Here is an 18,857-nt window from a genome sequence, read left to right as displayed (position 1 = left end):
TTAATTAGTGGAAGGTGCAACGCCGCTGCCGTCGAGAAGCGACTGAACCGCCTGCAGGTTGGCGCGTGCGGTGCGACCGCGGGCGTCGGCCCTCACCGCGCCGCGCAGGTCGTCCGATTCGTACAGCGCCACGTGAACGCCGACGGGCTCTGCGTCGCGGGCCTCGTTTGCCGGTCGCCACAGGAAGCTCAGCGTCTCTACGTAGCCGCGCCCGGCGAAATGGCGCGTCTCGGACACGTCGTACTGAATGTTCGCGTTCAGAAAGTAAATGGCGACTTCTTTCGGGTTGTCGCAGAACACTTGCAGGTGTATGTCGGAATGTTCGCCGGCCGTGCCGCCCAGTACCGCGCCGGTCAGATACGGGTTGAACTGCGCCAGCCGCTCCATCCATTCGACCGCGATGCGCCGCAGGCGCCGCAACAGCACGGGCTGACTTTCGCCCTGAAACAGCGACTGATATTCACGAATTTCTTCTTCGATCTGGTCGTTATCGGGCAGCCATTCGCCGGCAACGCGGCTTTCCCCGACCACCTGCCGGGCCGCCTTGCGCTTGGCCGTTGCATAGTCGAGACCGTCTTCGGCGATCAGGCGGGCGGCGGCGATCGCGATTTCCTCACGCACGCGCTGCGGATCAAAATGTGATTTGCGGACCATGCGTCCATCATACTAGAGATTGATGACAGCCCTTTCTGGCGACCTTGAGCGGCTGCCGGCGCGCGCCGCGGCGGGCGAGCGCGCTTAGGCGTTCGGAAGGCGTCGGTTACAATAGCGTCCTTTGCGCGCAGCCGTTCCGGCTGCCCGCTCACCTCGCATCCCTCACAGGAAAGCGCCGGCCGCCGGGGTTTTCTGGCCTTCAAGGGGCTTGGCGAAACGCCAGGGGAGGGGCCCTTCCAGGAAAAACGCCCGCGCGGCACGACAGGCTTATGCACATCCACATCCTCGGTATCTGCGGCACGTTCATGGGCGGTCTCGCGGTCCTCGCGCGCGGCGCGGGTCACACGGTGACGGGCTGCGACGCCGGCGTTTATCCGCCCATGAGCACACAGCTCGAGGCGCAAGGCATTCGGCTGATCGAGGGCTACGACGCGGAGCAACTGAACGGCCTGAACGCCGACCTGTTCGTGATCGGCAATGTGGTGTCGCGCGGCAATCCGCTCATGGAAGCCATTCTCGACCGCGGCCTGCCGTATGTGTCCGGCCCCCAATGGCTCGGCGAACATGTGCTGAACGGCAAGTGGGTGCTGGCGGTGGCCGGCACGCACGGCAAAACCACCACCAGTTCCATGCTGACGTGGCTGCTCGAAGACGCGGGTCTGAACCCCGGCTTTCTGATCGGCGGCGTGCCGCTCAACTTCGGCGTCTCGGCGCGGCTCACCGATTCGAGCTTCTTCGTGATCGAGGCGGACGAGTACGACACCGCGTTCTTCGACAAGCGCTCGAAGTTCGTCCACTACCGGCCGAAAACTGCCGTTCTGAACAACCTTGAATTCGATCACGCCGACATCTTCCCGGATCTGGCGGCCATCGAAACGCAGTTTCACCATTTGATCCGCACGGTGCCGCGTATTGGACGGGTCGTGACCAATGGCCGCGAAGACGCGCTCGAGCGGGTACTCACGCGCGGCTGCTGGAGCGAGGTGGAGCGCTTCGGCGTGCAGGGCGGCTGGGAAACGCAGCCGGCGGAAGACGGTGTGCCGGTCGACGAACGCTTTGCCGTGTATCACAACGCCGAGCGCGTGGGCGTGGTGGAGTGGCAGGTGCAGGGCGAACACAACCGCATGAATGCGCTCGCCGCGATTGCCGCAGCGCGCCATGTCGGCGTGCCGCCGGCGCAGGCGGCCAGGTCGCTGGCGAGCTTTCGCAACGTGAAGCGCCGCATGGAAGTGCGCGGCAGCGTGGACGGCGTGACTGTATACGACGACTTCGCGCACCACCCGACCGCCATCGAAACGACGGTGGCCGGTTTGCGCGCGCGCGTGGGCCGCGACAATACGCGCATTCTCGCGGTGCTCGAGCCGCGTTCGAACACCATGAAGCTTGGCGTCATGAAGGCGCAGTTGCCCGCCAGTCTCGCCGATGCGGACCTGGTGTTCGGCTACGGCGCACCGAGCGGCCGCGACGCGCTCGGCTGGAACCTGGGTGAAGCCCTTGCGCCGCTCGGCAACAAGGCGCAGGCCTTCGACAATCTCGACGCGCTCGTCAAAGCCGTGGTTCACGCGGCGCGCCCCGGCGACCAGGTTCTGGTCATGAGCAACGGCGGCTTTGGCGGCGTCCACCAGAAACTGCTCGACGCTCTCTCCTCACGAGGCGCCCAGTGATTCTTTATCTGCACGGTTTCCGTTCTTCGCCGAATTCGTTCAAGGCGCGCCTGCTGGCGGCGCGCCTCGTGGAGCTGGGCCGCAGCGACGAATGGTGCTGCCCGATGCTGCCGGTTTCGCCGTTCGAGACGGTAGCGCTCGCGGAGTCGCTGGTGGCCGCCGCCGGCACGCAACGCGTGACGGTAATAGGCAGTTCGCTTGGCGGCTACTTCGCCACCTATCTCGCGGAGAAGCACGGCTGGCCGGCGGTGCTGCTGAACCCGGCGGTCGTGCCGCAGCGCGACCTGAGCGCGTATCTCGGCGAGCAGCCGTTGTGGCACGGCGGCGGCAGCATCGTCGTGGAGCCGCATCATCTTGACGAATTGCGGGCGCTCACCGTGACAACCATCACGCGTCCTGAACGATATTATTTGCTGGCCGCGACCGGTGACGAAGTGCTCGACTACCGCGAAATGCTCGCGCACTATCCGGGCGCGCGCACTACGCTGATCGAGGGTAGCGATCATGCAATCAGCGAGTTCGCCGACTATCTCGACGACGTGCTGGCGTTCTGCGACGCCGAAGACGTCGAGCCGCCGGCGCCGCGCGAGGCTGCCTGAACAGTCCGGTGCCCAGGTATGGACCGGCGCGGCTTGCCGGCGCAGGGAAGAGGGCGCATGGCCGGCGCGGTCCGGAAACACGCAGTCCGACAGCGGCGCAGCGCAAGCGCCGCGGGTCATCAGATTCATGCCGCAGGCGCGCCTCGCGCGCGGCGGATTCATCACGAACACGTTGCGGTGCCGCGCACGGCCGGCGCACGCAAGTCAGACGAGAGTATTGAGTGAACGTTTTCTTCGAGGAATCGGGCAGTTTCAAGGCCGGCAGTGTGCTGTCGCGTCAGGGCGATGCGTTTCAGGTCGAGTTGCCGGGCGGGCGGCGCGCGAAGGTGCGTGCCAAAGACGTGCTGATCGAATTCGAAAAGCCGAGCGCGGCCGAGCTGATGCAGGAGGCCGACGCGGTCGCGCAGGAAATCGATCTGGACTTCCTGTGGGAATGCGCGCCCGACGACGAATTTCCCTTCGCCACCCTCGGCGCGGAATATTTCGGCGAGCGCTTCGGCGCGACCGAACGCGCGGCGCTGGTGCTGCGCATGCATGGCGCGCCGGTCTATTTCCGTCGCAAGGGTCGCGGCATGTATCAGCGCGCGCCGCAGGAACAACTGAAAATGGCGCTCGCCGGTCTCGAGCGCAAGCGTCAGCAGGCGCTCGTGCAGCAAGGCTACGAGGAAGAGTTGAAAGCCGGCCGCTTGCCCGAGGCCTTCACCGGAAAGACGGCGCTCTCGCTGCTCACCAAGCCGGACAAGAACACCATCGAATACAAGGCGCTGGAAGCGGCGGCGGCCGCGCGCGGCATTTCGCAGGCGCGGCTCATGCTCGAATGCGGCGCAATTCCTTCGGCGCGCGCGCTGCACGAGGCCAAATTCCTCGCCGAATTTTTCCCGCACGGCACCGGCTTTCCGCCGGTCACGCTCGGCGGCTTGCCGGACGACCTGCCGGAAGCGGCCGTGCAGGCGTTTTCCATTGACGACATAACCACCACTGAAATCGACGACGCGTTTTCCGTCGAGCATCTCGCGGACGGCCGCGTGCGCATCGGCGTGCACATCGCCGCGCCGGCGCTCGGCATTCAGCGCGGCGACGAAATCGACGCGATTGCGCGCGCGCGTTTGTCGACGGTCTACATGCCGGGCGACAAGATCACGATGCTGCCCGACAGCGTTGTCGACGCATTCACGCTCGCCGAGGGCGGCCTGCGCCCGGCGCTGTCGCTGTATGTGATCGTCAATCGCGAGACGCAGGAAATCGTCGCGAGCGAAACGCGTGCCGAGCGCGTGTTCGTGAAGAACAATTTGCGTCACAACACGCTCGACGAACTCGTCACCGAAGAAGCGCTCGCCGCCGGCACCGGCGACTATCCGCACAAGGAAGATATCGCGGTGTTGTGGCCGTTCGCGCAGGCCCTCTTCGAGAAGCGCCAGGCAGCGCGCGCGGGCTACGGCCTGCGCCGCGAAGTGCAGCGCAACACCGACTTCAACTTCTACGTGGACGGCGAGCACATCACGATCACGCCGCGCCGGCGCGGTTCGCCGCTCGACACGATCGTGGCCGAACTGGCAATTCTCGCCAATTCGTCGTGGGGCGCGTTCTTGCACGACCACGGCGTGCCGGGCATCTACCGCACGCAGCGCGCGTTTGGCGCGCCGAGCGGCCCGAAGCGCACGCGCATGCAGACGAACGCCGCGCCGCATGAAGGGCTGGGGGTGACCCAGTACGCGTGGAGCACGTCGCCGCTGCGCCGCTATGTCGACCTGGTGAATCAGTGGCAGTTGCTCGCGTGCGTGCAGCATGGCGTGACCGCGAAGCTGGCTGCGCCGTTCAAGCCGAAAGACGCCGATCTGTTCGCTGTCGTGCAAGGTTTCGACGACACCTATAGCGCGTACGCCGATCACCAACGCCGCATGGAGTACTTCTGGTGCCTGCGCTGGCTCAAGCAGGAAAACAAGAAGCAGGTGGTCGCGTCGGTAGTGAAGGGCGACCTCGTGCGGCTCGAAGAAATTCCGCTGCTGCTGCATGTCCCGGGGCTCGGCGTGCATGCGCGCGGCACGCGTCTGCTGATGGAAGTCATGTCGATTGACGAATTGACTGTCGAGGCGTCGGTGCGTCTTCTGCACGTGCTCGATGCGCCCACCGTCACGAGCGGCAGCGAAGCGGAGGAGGCCGACGAGGGCGAAGACGACGAAATCGTCGAAGCATCGGACGAAAGCGCCGAGAGCGAGGCTGAGGCGCAGGCCGAAGCCGCTGTGCCTGGGGCAGAGAATGAAGAGGCCGCGCAGGACGGCGAAGGCGCGAACGCCGCCACCGGGCAGCACGTCACGGAACCAGGACGATGAGCGGCACGCAGATAAAAGACCGTTATGCGGTGATCGGCAATCCGGTCGGCCATAGCAAGTCGCCGTTCATACATAGCCGCTTTGCCGCGCAGACGGGCGAGCCGGTGGAATACGGCGCGTTGCTCGCGCCGGTGGACGCTTTCGTGCCGCACGTGCGCGCATTTATTGAAGCGGGCGGTCGCGGGCTGAACGTAACGGTGCCGTTCAAACTGGACGCGCACGCCTTCGCCGATGTTTTGTCGCCGCGCGCGGCCGCCGCCGGCGCGGTGAACACGTTGCGGGTTGATTCGAACGGTGTCTACGGCGACAACACGGACGGCTTCGGGCTCGTGCGCGACATCGAGGTGAATCTCGGCGCACCGCTGAAGGGCGCGCGCATTCTGCTGCTGGGCGCGGGCGGCGCCGCGCGAGGCGTGATTCTGCCGATGCTCGAGCGCGGGCCGCATACGCTTACCATCGTCAACCGCACGGCGGCGAAGGCCGAAGCGCTGGTCGGCCAGTTCGCGCAAGCCGCCGCCGACGCCGCGTGCCGCCTTTCCGGGGGCAACGCGCGCGCCATCGAGCCGGGCGCCTACGACGTGATCGTCAATGCAACCGCGGGCAGCCTGGAAGCGTCGTTACCGGAATGCGACGACGGCGCATTCGGCAGCGGCACGCTCGCCTATGACATGATGTACGGCGCGCATCCGACCGTGTTCATCGAGCATGCGCAGAAGCTCGGCGCGCGCGGCGCCGACGGTCTCGGCATGCTGGTCGAGCAGGCCGCCGAATCCTTCTATGTCTGGCGCGGCGTGCGACCCGAGGGCGCGCCCGTGCTCGCGGAACTGCGCGCACTGCTGAGGGCGCCGTCGCACACCTGATGCGCCTGTTGGCAACACCACTGCAATCACACGAGACCCGACATCACGATGACAGCTACGCGGCGCGCAAGCCGGCCAGGTCCGGCGCGATGGATCGTTTATCTGGCTGCCGTGCTGGTGTTCGCGTGGCTCGCGACGCAGCTTTTCTACTTCGCGCAGATTGCGGTGTGGAACTATGTCAATCCGCGCTCGACGGCTTACATGCGCTCGGATGCGTGGCGCCTGTCGCGCGAGAGACCCGATCTTTCGATTCAGCGCACGTGGGTGCCGTACGACCAGATCTCGCGCAACTTGAAGCGGGCGATTATTGCTTCCGAAGACGCCAACTTCGTCAACAACAACGGCTACGAAACCGACGCCATTCTGCAGGCCTGGGAGCGCAACAAGGCGAAGGGCAAGATAGTGCGCGGCGGCTCGACGATCACGCAGCAACTGGCGCGCAACCTCTTTTTGTCGCGTGAGAAGAGCTATATCCGCAAGGGGCAGGAGCTGATCATTACGTGGATGCTGGAAACCTTGATGGACAAGGAGCGCATCTTCGAGATCTACCTGAATTCCGTGGAGTGGGCCAACGGCGTGTATGGCGCCGAGGCGGCGGCGCGTTATTACTACAAGACGTCCGCGAGTGCGCTGAGCGCTGCGCAGTCGGCGCGGCTCGCGGTCATGCTGCCGCAGCCCAGGTATTTCGATGAACATCGCGGATCGAAGTATCTGCAGCAGAGGGCGCGGGTGATCGCCCGCAGGATGGGGGCGGCGGAATTGCCCGACTAGACGGGCGGTGTTTTGTTCTTTTTGCGCGGGGGTGTTTTTTCGGCTGTTTGACCCCGTTGGCCTTTCCTTGAATTCACGGCGGTCTATTGGCGTTGCCCCTGTGCGGAGCGGCACTTACTTTCTTTGCCGCCGCAAAGAAAGTAAGCAAAGAAAGCCGGCTCAAACCGCCAGCTCATAAGTGCGCCCCGTGGCTTGGAGAGCGTAGTGGTGCATCTGGAATCCGTCTTCTCGCACATTCCGCCTCCGTGACAAGGCAGTCATTCTTCCGGCGACGCTTCGCGCGCCGAAGCGGTCGTTCTAAAAACCGCGCTCCCTTCGCTGTCTATTCCCCTTTCTCATCATGTATTCGGCTCCCTGATATTTCGTTTGTGCTGCCGCCGTTGCCCTCGCGAGAAGCGCCGCGTGTGTTTGCGCGTCTTCGCGGTGAAGCCGCATTCCCTGCCTAGAACGGAGTGACTGGTTGTAAGCAAACCGTTCCGGCGAGCACATTGTGCGAGGCGGGAGGTATGACTGCCTTGTCACATGGGCCGAATGTGCGGAGGCACGGATTCCAGATGGACCAGAACCTTCTGCAGGCCACGGGACCCACTTATGAGCTGGCGGTGTGAGCCGCTTTCTTTGCCTACTTTCTTTGCGGCTGCAAAGAAAGTAGGTGCCGCCCCGCACAGGGGCAACGCCAATAGACCACCGTGAATTCAAGGAAAGGCCAAGGGGGTTAAAAACCAAACCCAACGGCAACAAAAAATCCCATTATCTGACCACCACAATCACATATTGGAGATTTCCAACAAACGGACCTACAATCGGCTCCAACAAGCAGACACATATCTGCAACAGCAAAAAAACCCGGAGACAAAGCCAACCATGCTTTACGAAACCACCCGGCAGCATCCCCGCGCCCACCAGGCCGCGCACCCCCAAGGCCCGCTCTCCGGCCCCGCGCTGTAAGCGCAGAAACCCCCGAAAAGCGAATCGCCATGAACAAAGCGATGCCTCATCACGCCGAAGGCGCGGCCGAAGCCGATCTGGCGCCGCGAGCCGAGCCCGCGGCGAACGCCGCCGTGCGTGCGGCGCCTCCCGCCGCGAAAGCGCCGCGTGCCGCCGCGCAGCCCGCCGTCGTCAACGAAATCGCGCTGCCGAGCACGCTGCTCGACATCACGCCGCAACAGGCCGGCACGCAGACGCTCCTGCGCGGTCTCGCGATTCTCGAGGCGGCCGCCGCCGGCGTGCGCGATCTGCGCACCTTCGGCGCGGCACTAGGTACGACGCGCAGCACCACGCATCGGCTGGTCAGCAGCCTCGTGCAGGCGCGTTACCTACGCCAGGTGCAAGGCGGTTATCTGCTCGGTCCCAAGCTGATCGAACTCGGCACCATCGCGCTCGAACAGATGCCGCTCACTGCCGTGGCTCGCCCGCATCTGGAATCGCTCGCAGAACAGACACTCGACACCATCCACCTCGGCGTGCGCGACGGCGACGACGTGCTCTACATCGACAAGATTCCGGGCACGCGCGGCCTCGAAATGCGTTCGCGCGTAGGGCACCGCATGCCGCTCGCGTCGACGGGAATCGGCAAGGCCATGATGCTCGATCTCAAGCCCGAGCTCTGGCAGTCGCTTTTCGACGCGTCGCGCCGCACGCTTGCCAGCGTCACGTTCAAGCCCGATAACCGCCCCGACGCGCAGACCTTCATGCAGCGCATGACGAACTACGCAGCCGGCGGCTATACGTTCGACCTCGAGGAAAACGAAGCGTCGATCCGCTGCGTTGCCGCGCCGGTGCGCGATGCAACGGGCGCAATCGTCGCGGCGCTCTCGGTGGCGAGCACGATTCCCTATATGCCGCTCGAACGCATGGACGAACTCATTCCGGTCGTGCAGCGCGAGGCCCGCGCGATCTCCGAAGAACTCGGCTGGCGCGCCCCCCAACCCACAACCCGCAGGATCAAGCGATGAAACAGGCGGGTTCGCCCACACCGTCGGACGCCCAGCTTGCAGCCGGCGCTGACGGAGCCAACGCAGCAGCAAGCGCGGCAGCCAACGCAGTAGCAAGCGCCGCCCGAGCCGCGCGCCATGCGGCCCTGATCGCGCTCGACTGGGGCACGACGTCGCTGCGCGCGTATCTCTACGACGCGGCCGGCAACGTACTGGCGACGCGCGCGTCGACGGCCGGCATCATGAATTTGCCGCGCAGCGCGGAGCAAGGCGGTTTCGACGCGGCTTTCGACGACGCCTGCGGCGCATGGCTCGACGCCGCGCCCGGCACGCCGGTGATTGCCGCGGGCATGGTCGGCAGCGCGCAGGGCTGGCTCGAAGCGCCTTACGTCGAGACACCGGCCAGTGCCGACGCGCTGGCGGCCGGCATCGTGCGCGTGCAGGCGGCTTGCGGCGCGACGCTGAACATCGTGCCCGGCGTGCTGCAACGCGGCGAGTTGCCCAACGTGATGCGCGGCGAGGAAACGCAGATCTTCGGCGCGCTGGGCGACGATCCCGCGGGTGCGGACAGCGGCAAGCCGGCGCTGATCGGCTTGCCAGGCACACACGCCAAATGGGCGATGGTGCAGGCGGGTCGCATCGAACGCTTTCATACATTCATGACCGGCGAAGTGTTCGGCGCACTGCGCGAACACACCATTCTCGGCCGCACGATGGTCACGCCTGATCGTCCGGATTCCGAATCGTTCCTGCGCGGCGTGGACATCGCGCGGGACAAGGGGCAGGCGGGCGTGCTCGCGACGGTCTTCAGTTCGCGCACGCTGGGCCTCACGGGGCAGCTTTCGCGCGAGCAGCAGCCGGACTATCTGTCTGGCCTGCTGATCGGACATGAACTCGCCGGCCTCGAAGCGGTGCTGGCGCAGCAACACCTTTCGCTCGCGGGCCACAGCCTGCGCCTGATCGGCAACGAAGCGCTGTGCGAGCGCTATCGCGCCGCGCTTGCGCGGTTCGGCTGCACGCAGGCCGAACTGATCCGGCAGGCGACCGAACGCGGCTTGTGGCGCGTCGCCTCGCAGGCGGGGCTCGTCAAGGCGGCCCGCTACGCGGCGCATCCCAGCCAGGCAGCCGCGCCGACCTCCACGAAATAGGGAACCGACATGCAACCTCACATCAATCTGCCCGCTCCGTACATGCCGCATGCGGGCCTGATCGCGGCGTTCGAGGCATGTCCGCTGATCGCGATCATGCGCGGCGTGACGCCAGTGGATGCCGCCGAGCACGGTCAGGCGCTGTACGAGGCCGGCTTTCGCATCGTCGAAGTGCCGTTGAATTCGCCGCAGCCGTTCGACAGCATTGCCGCGATCCGCAAGGCGCTGCCCGCCGATGCGATTGTCGGCGCGGGCACGGTGCTGCATCCGGATTTCGTTCGCGACGTGAAGTCCGCGGGCGGCGAGCTGATCGTCATGCCGCACAGCGATCCCGAAGTGGTCATGGCAGCCAAGGCGCAAGGCATGGCCTGCGCGCCCGGCGTCGCGACGCCGACGGAGGCGTTCATCGCGCTGAAGAACGGCGCGGACGTATTGAAGATGTTCCCCGCCGAGCAGCTCGGCTGCCACGTCGTGAAAGCATGGCGCGCGGTGATCGCCGCCGAGGTGCCGCTCGTGCCGGTGGGCGGCGTCACGCCGGACAACATGGGGCCGTTTCTCAGTGCCGGCGCGAACGGGTTTGGGCTCGGTTCGGCGCTTTACAAGCCGGGGCAGAGCGCGGCCGTGACCGCGTCGCACGCGAAGGCGTTCATCAACGGTTTGCGCGTGGCGCGCGCGGGTGCGAAGAAATGACACGGCTCGCCGGCAAAGTCGCACTTGTCACCGGCGCCGGGCGCGGTATCGGCGCGGCCATCGCGCTTGCGTTCGCGCGTGAAGGCGCGGCCGTGGCACTTGCCGAACTCGACATCGAGACGGCGCGGCACACCGCTGAAGAGATCCGCGCGGAGACGGGCGCGCGCGTGCTGGCCGTGCACACGGACGTCACGCAATCCGCGTCGGTTCAGCACGCGGTGAGCGAAGCGCAAGCCGCGCTCGGACCCGTCGATGTGCTGGTGAACAACGCGGGCATCAACGTGTTTTGCGACCCGCTCACCATGACCGACGACGACTGGCGCCGCTGCTTCGCTGTCGATCTCGACGGCGTCTGGAACGGCTGTCGCGCGGTGCTGCCGGGCATGGTCGAGCGCGGCGCGGGAAGCATCGTGAATATCGCCTCCACGCATGCGTTCAAGATCATCCCGGGCTGCTTTCCGTACCCGGTCGCAAAGCACGGTGTGATTGGCCTCACGCGCGCGCTCGGCATCGAATACGCGTCGCGCAACGTGCGCGTGAACGCCATCGCGCCGGGCTATATCGAGACCCAACTGGCGCGCGACTGGTGGAACGAACAGCCCGATCCGGTCGCGGCGCGGCAGGCCACGATCGATTTGCAGCCGATGAAGCGCATCGGCCGCCCGGAAGAAGTAGCGATGACGGCGGTGTTTCTCGCCTCGGACGAAGCGCCGTTCATCAACGCCACGTGTATCACCGTGGATGGCGGCCGCTCGGTCCTCTATCACGACTGAATGACGAACGGAAAGAATCACGCAGCACAGTTTCACCGGACGACGCGCTGGCCGCGTGTGTCATAACCGGTACAAGAAGACGCGGCCGATACCTTCTCGTTATCAATTAGTCAGGAGACACGCAACATGAAACGCAGAATTTTCCTCACGCTGGCAGCAGCAGCGGCGGCGGGTGTGCTCTTTAACGCACCCATCGCGCAAGCCGCCGACCCGGTCAAGATCGGTTTTCTCGTGAAGCAGCCCGAAGAGCCGTGGTTCCAGGACGAATGGAAGTTCGCCGAAATGGCGGCCAAGGAGAAGGGCTTCACGCTCGTGAAGATCGGCGCGCCGTCCGGCGAAAAGGTGATGAGCGCCATCGACAACCTGTCGGCGCAAAAGGCCCAGGGCTTCGTGATCTGCACGCCTGACGTCAAGCTCGGACCGGGCATCGTCGCGAAGGCGAAGGCCGACGGCCTGAAGATGATGACCGTCGACGACCGTCTGGTGGACGGCGCGGGCAAGCCGATCGCGTCGGTGCCGCACATGGGCATCTCGGCGTACAACATCGGCAAGCAGGTCGGCGACGGCCTCGCCGCCGAGATCAAGAAGCGCGGCTGGGACATGAAGGACGTCGGTGCGATCGACGTAACTTACGAGCAGTTGCCGACCGCGCATGACCGCACGAGCGGCGCGACCGACGCGCTTCTCGCCGCCGGCTTCCCGAAGGCTAACGTGATCGCCGCGCCGCAAGCGAAGACGGACACGGAAAACGCGTTCAACGCCGCCAACATCGCGCTCACCAAGAACCCGCAGTTCAAGCACTGGGTGGCTTACGGCCTGAACGACGAAGCCGTGCTCGGCGCGGTGCGCGCAGCGGAAGGCCGTGGTTTCAAGGCCGACAACATGATCGGCATCGGCATCGGCGGTTCGGATTCGGCATTGAACGAGTTCAAGAAGCCGAACCCGACCGGCTTCTTCGGCACGGTCATCATCAGCCCGAAGCGTCACGGCGAGGAAACCTCGGCGCTGATGTACGACTGGATCACGCAAGGCAAGGCGCCGCCCCCGCTCACGCTGACGACCGGCATGCTGGCCACGCGCGCGAACGTCGGCGAAGTGCGCGAGAAGATGGGCCTCGCTTCGAAATAAGCACGGTGCAATGAAGTGGACTGCCGGCGCGGCGCTTTGCAGCGCGCGCCGGCAACAGCAAAGATCGACAGAGGAGGCGAAGTGTCAGCGACGCTACGTTTTGACAATATCGGCAAGGTCTTTCCAGGCGTGCGCGCACTCGACGGTGTGTCCTTCGACGTCAACGTCGGCCAGGTGCACGGCCTGATGGGCGAAAACGGCGCAGGGAAATCGACCCTGCTGAAGATACTCGGCGGTGAATATCAGCCCGACTCGGGCCGCGTGATGATCGACGGAAAAGAAGTGCGCTTCACGAGCGCCGCTTCGTCGATTGCGGCCGGGATTGCGGTGATTCACCAGGAACTGCAATACGTGCCCGACCTTACGGTCGCGGAAAACCTGCTGCTTGGCCAGTTGCCCAATTCGTTCGGCTGGGTCAACAAGCGCCACGCCAAGCGCTTCGTGCGCGAACGCCTCGAAGCAATGGGCGTAGCGCTCGATCCGGACGCGAAGCTGCGCAAGCTCTCCATCGCGCAACGGCAAATGGTCGAAATCTGCAAGGCGCTGCTGCGCAATGCGCGCGTCATCGCGCTCGACGAACCGACGAGTTCGCTGTCGCATCGCGAGACCGAGGTGCTGTTCAAGCTGGTGCGCGATCTGCGCGCCGACAACCGCGCGATGATCTACATCTCGCATCGCATGGACGAAATCTACGAACTGTGCGACGCCTGCACGATCTTTCGCGACGGGCGCAAGGTCGCCTCGCATGCGACGCTGCAAGGCGTGTCGCGCGACACCATCGTCAGCGAAATGGTGGGGCGGGAAATTTCGGACATCTACAATTATTCGCCGCGGCCGCTCGGTGAAGTGCGCTTTGCCGCCAAGGCCATTGAAGGCCACGCGTTGTCCCAGCCGGCCAGCTTCGAAGTGCGGCGCGGCGAGATTGTCGGCTTCTTCGGGCTGGTGGGCGCGGGCCGCAGCGAACTGATGCATCTGGTGTACGGCACCGAGCACAAGAAGGGCGGCGAACTGCTGCTCGACGGCAAGCCGATCCGCGTGAAGAGCGCGGGGGAAGCGATTCGCCACGGCATCGTGCTGTGTCCCGAAGACCGCAAGGAAGAAGGCATTGTCGCGATGGCGACCGTGGCGGAGAACATCAACATCAGTTGCCGCCGCCATTATCTGCGCGCGGGCATGTTCCTCGACCGCAAGAAAGAGGCGCAAACCGCGGACCGTTTCATCAAGCTGCTGAAGATCAAGACGCCGAGCCGCCGGCAGAAAATCCGCTTCCTGTCGGGCGGCAACCAGCAGAAGGCGATTCTGTCGCGCTGGCTCGCCGAGCCCGATCTGAAAGTGGTGATTCTCGACGAACCCACTCGCGGTATCGACGTCGGCGCGAAGCACGAAATCTACAACGTGATTTATCAGCTCGCCGAACGCGGCTGCGCGATCGTGATGATCTCGTCGGAACTGCCTGAAGTGCTGGGCGTGTCCGACCGCATCGTCGTGATGCGCCAGGGCCGCATTTCCGGCGAACTCGCGCGCAACGACGCAACGGAACAAGCGGTGTTGAGCCTCGCGTTGCCGCAAAGCTCGACCGCACTGCCAGCAACTGCCGCTCAACAGGCGGCCTGAACATCATTGGACGCAAGTCCGGTAACCCGTGGGGAACGGGAGGAGTCTTCAAATGCAAGCTAGAGAAAACCTCGCGCAACAGGCCGCCAAGAGTGCCGCCGAAGCGCTGATTCCGCAGACGAGCGACAAGGCGAAGTGGTGGCAGCAGATCACCGAGTACAGCCTGATCCTGATTTTCGTGGTGATGTTCGTGACGATGTCGCTGACCGTCGACCACTTCTTCTCGATCGAGAACATGCTCGGCCTGGCGCTGTCCATTTCGCAGATCGGCATGGTCGCGTGCACGATGATGTTCTGTCTCGCGTCGCGCGACTTCGATCTGTCAATCGGTTCGACCGTCGCGTTTGCCGGCGTGTTGTGTGCGATGGTGCTCAATGCGACCGACAACACCTTCATCGCGATTGTCGCCGCGGTGGCGGCGGGCGCGGTGATCGGCTTCGTCAACGGCGCGGTCATTGCGTATCTGCGCATCAACGCGCTGATCACCACGCTCGCGACGATGGAAATCGTGCGCGGCCTCGGCTTCATCGTGTCGCACGGCCAGGCCGTAGGCGTCTCGTCGGATACGTTCATTGCGCTCGGCGGCCTGAGCTTCTTCGGCGTGTCGCTGCCGATCTGGGTCACGCTGCTGTGCTTCATCGTGTTCGGCGTGATGCTCAATCAGACCGTGTATGGCCGCAATACGCTCGCCATCGGCGGCAATCCCGAAGCGTCGCGGCTTGCCGGTATCAACGTGGAGCGCACGCGCGTCTACATCTTCCTGATTCAGGGCGCAGTCACCGCGCTCGCCGGAGTGATTCTCGCCTCGCGTATCACGTCGGGTCAGCCGAATGCCGCGCAAGGCTTCGAGCTGAACGTGATCTCCGCGTGCGTGCTCGGCGGCGTGTCGCTGCTCGGCGGCCGCGCGACCATTTCCGGCGTGGTGATCGGCGTGCTGATCATGGGCACGGTCGAAAACGTCATGAACCTGATGAACATCGACGCGTTCTATCAGTACCTCGTGCGCGGCGCGATCCTGCTGGCCGCCGTGTTGCTCGACCAGTTGAAAAACCGCGGCTCGCGCGATTGATGTTCGCGATCATGCGTGCTCAATTCATCCCGCTCTAAAAAAGGAATCGAACGATGTCGTCTCCGGCCAACGCAAGCGAGCGCCTCGCGAACCAGTCATTCGCGCGCTATCCGAGTCTTGTCGACCGCACGGTGCTGATCACGGGCGGCGCGACCGGTATCGGCGCATCGTTCGTCGAACACTTCGCGGCGCAAGGCGCACGTGTCGCCTTCTTCGATATCGACGCAACGGCGGGCGAAGCCCTTGCCGACGAACTCGGCGACTCGAAGCACAAGCCGCTCTTCATGAGCTGCGATCTCACGGACATCGACGCGCTGCAAAAAGCCATCGCCGACGTGAAAGCCGCGCTCGGCCCGATCCAGGTGCTCGTGAACAACGCGGCGAACGACAAGCGCCATACGATCGGCGAAGTCACGCGCGAGTCGTTCGACGCGGGCATCGCAGTGAACATCCGCCATCAGTTCTTCGCGGCGCAGGCGGTGATCGAGGACATGAAGGCGGCGCGCAGCGGCTCCATTATCAACCTCGGCTCGATCAGCTGGATGCTGAAAAACGGCGGCTATCCGGTGTACGTGATGTCGAAGTCCGCCGTGCAGGGTTTGACGCGCGGTCTCGCACGCGACCTCGGTCCCTTCAACGTTCGCGTGAATACGCTCGTGCCCGGCTGGGTGATGACCGAAAAGCAGAAGCGCCTGTGGCTCGACGACGCGGGCCGCCGCGCGATCAAGGAAGGCCAGTGCATCGACGCTGAGCTCCTGCCGGCCGACCTCGCGCGCATGGCGCTCTTTCTCGCCGCCGACGACAGCCGCATGATCACCGCACAGGACATCGTCGTCGACGGAGGGTGGGCGTGAACGGGGGCGCGGAAGTGGGCGGCGCGCCGCGCACGCCGCGCGCCGCCCTGCTGGTCGACAGCAAGTGCACGTTGGGCGAAGGCGCGACATGGTGTGCGCAGACGGGCCGCTTCTACTGGACCGATATTGAAGGCGCGCGTTTGTGGCGCTACGATCCGCGCGACGGCCGCAGTACTTCGTGGGCCATGCCGGAGCGGCTTGCCACCTTTGCGCTGTGCGCCGATCCGCATTTCCTGTTGCTCGGTCTGGCCTCGCATCTGGCGTTTTTCGATCTTGCGACGGGCAAGACACGTCATATCGTCGATGTCGAGCCGGGTCTGAACACACGCGTGAACGACGGTCGCTGCGACCGGCAGGGCCGTTTCGTGTTCGGCACGAAAGACGAAGGCTCGCCGTTGCGGGCGGTCGGCGGGTTCTACCGGCTGGGCCGCGACCTGACGCTCGAGCGTTTGCCGCTGCCCGCGCCTGCCATTTCGAACAGCATTGCCTTCAGCCCCGACGGCGCAACGATGTATTACTGTGATTCGCCGACGCGCGAGATCCGCGCCTGCGACTACGGGGCGGACGGCGGAATCGCCAACGACCGCCTCTTCACGCGTCTGACGGACGCGAGCGGCGAGCCCGACGGCTCGACCGTCGATCGCGACGGCGGCTTGTGGAACGCGCAGTGGGGCGGCGGTCGCGTCGTGCGTTATGGCGCCGACGGTGTCGAAACCGAGCGCGTGGAAGTGCCCACGTTGCAGCCGAGCTGCGTCGCGCTGGGCGGCGCGCGGTTGGGCACCCTCTACATTACGAGCGCGCGCGTGGGGCTCGACGCGGCCGCGCTTGCCGGCGACTCGCGCGCAGGCGGCGTGTTCATCGCGACGCCGGCGCGCCGCGGTTTGTCCGAGCCGGTTTTTCTCGGCGCGCCGGCGTAGCGGAGTTCGACGCAGCGCCGTCGGCGACCGCGCCGCGGTGCGGTGTAGCGGTGGTCAGCGGTGCAGAAGCCGGGCGGCAGCGGCACGTTGCGTGACCGTGCCGATGTCGCAATAGCAAACAGAAAGACCGGCCATCAAAGCCGGCGTCGCGCAGCAAGCCGAATTCGGATCAGAGGCGACCGGTTCCAGGAAATCGCCCGACAGCAGCCACCAGCCATGACGGCAACGTGCCAAGCCTCTCGAAGGAGCCAAATATGAGTGTTGCGAATCCAGTTTCCGCCTTCTCAGCGAGCGCTCACACTTCAGCAGGGACGCAAAGCCGACGCTCGCGGCTCGCGGCCGCGGCCAATCCGGTATTGCCGGGGCCGAGCACGTCGGCGGTCGCGGTCGGCGAGAGCCCGGCTGGCGATGTAGCCTGCGTCACGCTCGCCAATGCACAGCTGCGCCTCGACGTCGCGCCGACGCTGGGCGGCGGCGTCACGCGCTTCGACTGGCGTGACGACGGCGCGCTCACGCCGATTTTCCGGCGCTGCCGCCACGTCGCCGCGGATACGCAACCTAACGAATTGGCCTGTTACCCGCTGCTGCCGTATTCGAACCGTATTGGCGGCGGCTGCTTCAATTTTGCTGGGCGGCGCGTGGACGTGCCGTGTAACCGCGCCGACGAACCTTTACCCATTCACGGCGACGGCTGGCTGTGCGCGTGGCAGGTCGCGGACTCGGACCGCGAGTACGTGCGGCTCACGTGCGACCGGCAGGACGGCAAGCCGTACGCGTTCCGCGCGGTGCAGACGTACCGGCTCGACGGGCCTTCGCTTGTCATTACGCTCGAAATCGAGAACACGGGCCGTGACGCGTTGCCTTTCGGGCTTGGGGTGCATCCGTTTCTGGTGCGCGACGCCGACACGGAGTTGTCGGCAGCGTCGGGCGGTCTGTGGCTCGCCGGCGACGACTGGCTGCCGGTGCGCCATGTGCAGGCGCCGCCCGCGTGGCAGTTCGGCGTCGCGTATCCATTGCCGGAGACCGTCGTCAACCATGCGTTCACCGGCTGGAGCGGGCAGGCGGCCGTGGTGTGGCCGAAGCGCCGGCTGTCGCTGAACATTGCCGCCGACACCGATTATTACGTGCTGTACACGCCGCCGGGAGAGGACTTCTTCTGCTTCGAGCCCGTCGATCACCCGATCAACGCGATGAACCTGGTGGGCGGTGCGTGCGAAAACGGCATGACGCAATTGGGACGCGGCGAGCGGCTTGCGCGAAGCTTTCGCTTCACGGTCGAGCGTACCGGCTTGCGCTCGATGCCGGGAGCGCGCGGCACTCGGCGCCGGCAGTGAGGTGAGTTGAGGGCGTTGATGTGCGTGGAGGCGGCTGAGGGTGCTCCACGCGCTGAGGGTCCAAGGGTGCTCAGGGGGTGCTGGGTGCGCTGAGGGTTCTGGGCGCTGGGTTCTGGGCGCTGGGCGCTGGGTGCTGGGTGCTGGGTGCTGGGTGCGGGGCGCTGAGTGCTGGGTGCTGAGTGCTGAGTGCTGGGTGCTGGGTGCTGGGTGCTGGGTGCTGGGTGCTGGGTGCTGAGTGCTGAGTGCGGTGAGGGGGCCTGAAGGCGCTGAACGCGGTCAGTGCACCTTCCAGCGCTGGAAAGCGCTGAGGTGGGCTGGGTAGCGCTGGTACGCGCTCCGGCGCTCGCGGCCTGTCCCATCTGCTGATCTGCCCCACGCGGTGACGCGGCGGGAGCCTGTCAGAAATTTTGTGTTCAAGGCATAACATGTACCCAAAGGAGCATGTATGCCAAGCAAACCGAAAGCAGGGTCTGCGCCCCCGCCTGAGCTGCCGGCAATACCAGAGGAGCTCATCGATC

At 65.2% G+C, this 18,857-nt stretch carries 16 protein-coding genes; 15 read left to right on the top strand and 1 reads right to left on the bottom strand.

Translation table 11 applies throughout. From position 1 onward, the window contains the following. Complete coding sequence (locus JNB89_RS27400) at positions 1-654, bottom strand: UDP-N-acetylmuramate--alanine ligase (protein ID WP_220364295.1); 654 nt, start codon at positions 652-654, stop codon at positions 1-3. A gap of 269 nt (positions 655-923) precedes the next feature. On the opposite strand from JNB89_RS27400, the gene mpl reads away from it, so the two are divergent. The 15 genes from mpl (at position 924) to JNB89_RS27325 (ending at position 18,339) form a co-directional block, all read left to right on the top strand. Further along, a complete protein-coding gene (gene mpl / locus JNB89_RS27395; protein ID WP_220364294.1) occupies positions 924-2,318 on the top strand; it encodes a UDP-N-acetylmuramate:L-alanyl-gamma-D-glutamyl-meso-diaminopimelate ligase in 1,395 nt (464 codons plus the stop codon). Beyond that, the gene (locus tag JNB89_RS27390; RefSeq protein ID WP_135893067.1) at positions 2,315-2,917 is read left to right on the top strand and encodes a YqiA/YcfP family alpha/beta fold hydrolase; all 603 of its coding nucleotides are present in this window, start codon (positions 2,315-2,317) and stop codon (positions 2,915-2,917) included. Before mpl ends, JNB89_RS27390 begins: the two co-directional genes overlap by 4 nt. Positions 2,918-3,138: 221 nt before the next feature. Then, a complete protein-coding gene (locus JNB89_RS27385) occupies positions 3,139-5,247 on the top strand; it encodes a ribonuclease catalytic domain-containing protein (RefSeq protein ID WP_220364293.1) in 2,109 nt (702 codons plus the stop codon). Continuing rightward, positions 5,244-6,107: a shikimate dehydrogenase gene (gene aroE / locus JNB89_RS27380; protein WP_220364292.1), complete on the top strand. Its 864-nt coding sequence runs from the start codon at positions 5,244-5,246 to the stop codon at positions 6,105-6,107. Before JNB89_RS27385 ends, aroE begins: the two co-directional genes overlap by 4 nt. A 48-nt stretch (positions 6,108-6,155) precedes the next feature. Then, positions 6,156-6,878, top strand: a complete 723-nt coding sequence (mtgA, locus tag JNB89_RS27375) for a monofunctional biosynthetic peptidoglycan transglycosylase (RefSeq protein WP_027213193.1) — start codon at positions 6,156-6,158, stop codon at positions 6,876-6,878. Positions 6,879-7,855: 977 nt separating this feature from the next. After that, positions 7,856-8,833 carry an IclR family transcriptional regulator gene (locus JNB89_RS27370; protein ID WP_220364291.1) on the top strand — a complete coding sequence of 326 codons (978 nt, stop codon included), beginning with the start codon at positions 7,856-7,858 and terminating at the stop codon, positions 8,831-8,833. Beyond that, positions 8,830-9,960, top strand: a complete 1,131-nt coding sequence (locus tag JNB89_RS27365; protein ID WP_220364290.1) for a 2-dehydro-3-deoxygalactonokinase — start codon at positions 8,830-8,832, stop codon at positions 9,958-9,960. The genes JNB89_RS27370 and JNB89_RS27365 overlap by 4 nt, the downstream gene beginning before the upstream one ends. A 9-nt stretch (positions 9,961-9,969) precedes the next feature. Continuing rightward, positions 9,970-10,650 (top strand): 2-dehydro-3-deoxy-6-phosphogalactonate aldolase, encoded by a 681-nt coding sequence (locus JNB89_RS27360; RefSeq protein WP_013340514.1) that lies wholly within the window; start codon positions 9,970-9,972, stop codon positions 10,648-10,650. Beyond that, the gene (locus JNB89_RS27355; protein WP_220364289.1) at positions 10,647-11,423 is read left to right on the top strand and encodes an SDR family oxidoreductase; all 777 of its coding nucleotides are present in this window, start codon (positions 10,647-10,649) and stop codon (positions 11,421-11,423) included. Before JNB89_RS27360 ends, JNB89_RS27355 begins: the two co-directional genes overlap by 4 nt. Positions 11,424-11,549: 126 nt before the next feature. Further along, positions 11,550-12,551 (top strand): arabinose ABC transporter substrate-binding protein, encoded by a 1,002-nt coding sequence (locus JNB89_RS27350; protein WP_220364288.1) that lies wholly within the window; start codon positions 11,550-11,552, stop codon positions 12,549-12,551. An 81-nt stretch (positions 12,552-12,632) separates the two neighbouring features. After that, positions 12,633-14,165, top strand: a complete 1,533-nt coding sequence (gene araG, locus JNB89_RS27345; RefSeq protein WP_220364287.1) for an L-arabinose ABC transporter ATP-binding protein AraG — start codon at positions 12,633-12,635, stop codon at positions 14,163-14,165. 52 nt (positions 14,166-14,217) lie between these two features. Continuing rightward, positions 14,218-15,234, top strand: a complete 1,017-nt coding sequence (araH, locus tag JNB89_RS27340; protein WP_006051875.1) for an L-arabinose ABC transporter permease AraH — start codon at positions 14,218-14,220, stop codon at positions 15,232-15,234. A gap of 53 nt (positions 15,235-15,287) precedes the next feature. Further along, positions 15,288-16,088, top strand: coding sequence for an SDR family NAD(P)-dependent oxidoreductase (locus tag JNB89_RS27335; RefSeq protein ID WP_220364286.1), 801 nt, complete (start codon positions 15,288-15,290; stop codon positions 16,086-16,088). Then, entirely contained in the window at positions 16,085-17,005 is a 921-nt protein-coding gene (locus tag JNB89_RS27330; RefSeq protein WP_220364285.1) for an SMP-30/gluconolactonase/LRE family protein, read from the top strand. The genes JNB89_RS27335 and JNB89_RS27330 overlap by 4 nt, the downstream gene beginning before the upstream one ends. 254 nt (positions 17,006-17,259) lie before the next feature. Beyond that, on the top strand, positions 17,260-18,339 hold the full coding sequence (locus JNB89_RS27325) for an aldose 1-epimerase (RefSeq protein ID WP_220364284.1): 1,080 nt from the start codon (positions 17,260-17,262) through the stop codon (positions 18,337-18,339). Positions 18,340-18,857 lie beyond the last annotated feature (518 nt).

Source organism: Paraburkholderia phenoliruptrix (assembly GCF_019511605.1).
Classification (GTDB): Bacteria; Pseudomonadota; Gammaproteobacteria; order Burkholderiales; family Burkholderiaceae; genus Paraburkholderia; species Paraburkholderia phenoliruptrix_A.
This window is presented reverse-complemented; position numbering and strand designations above follow the sequence as displayed.

Coding starts and splice junctions, on each gene's coding strand:
- JNB89_RS27335 (WP_220364286.1), top strand. CDS start 15,288: ATGTCGTCTCCGGCCAACGCAAGCGAGCGCCTCGCGAACCAGTCATTC.
- aroE (WP_220364292.1), top strand. CDS start 5,244: ATGAGCGGCACGCAGATAAAAGACCGTTATGCGGTGATCGGCAATCCG.
- mtgA (WP_027213193.1), top strand. CDS start 6,156: ATGACAGCTACGCGGCGCGCAAGCCGGCCAGGTCCGGCGCGATGGATC.
- JNB89_RS27325 (WP_220364284.1), top strand. CDS start 17,260: ATGAGTGTTGCGAATCCAGTTTCCGCCTTCTCAGCGAGCGCTCACACT.
- araH (WP_006051875.1), top strand. CDS start 14,218: ATGCAAGCTAGAGAAAACCTCGCGCAACAGGCCGCCAAGAGTGCCGCC.
- mpl (WP_220364294.1), top strand. CDS start 924: ATGCACATCCACATCCTCGGTATCTGCGGCACGTTCATGGGCGGTCTC.
- JNB89_RS27355 (WP_220364289.1), top strand. CDS start 10,647: ATGACACGGCTCGCCGGCAAAGTCGCACTTGTCACCGGCGCCGGGCGC.
- JNB89_RS27370 (WP_220364291.1), top strand. CDS start 7,856: ATGAACAAAGCGATGCCTCATCACGCCGAAGGCGCGGCCGAAGCCGAT.
- JNB89_RS27350 (WP_220364288.1), top strand. CDS start 11,550: ATGAAACGCAGAATTTTCCTCACGCTGGCAGCAGCAGCGGCGGCGGGT.
- JNB89_RS27365 (WP_220364290.1), top strand. CDS start 8,830: ATGAAACAGGCGGGTTCGCCCACACCGTCGGACGCCCAGCTTGCAGCC.
- JNB89_RS27360 (WP_013340514.1), top strand. CDS start 9,970: ATGCAACCTCACATCAATCTGCCCGCTCCGTACATGCCGCATGCGGGC.
- JNB89_RS27400 (WP_220364295.1), bottom strand. CDS start 654: ATGGTCCGCAAATCACATTTTGATCCGCAGCGCGTGCGTGAGGAAATC.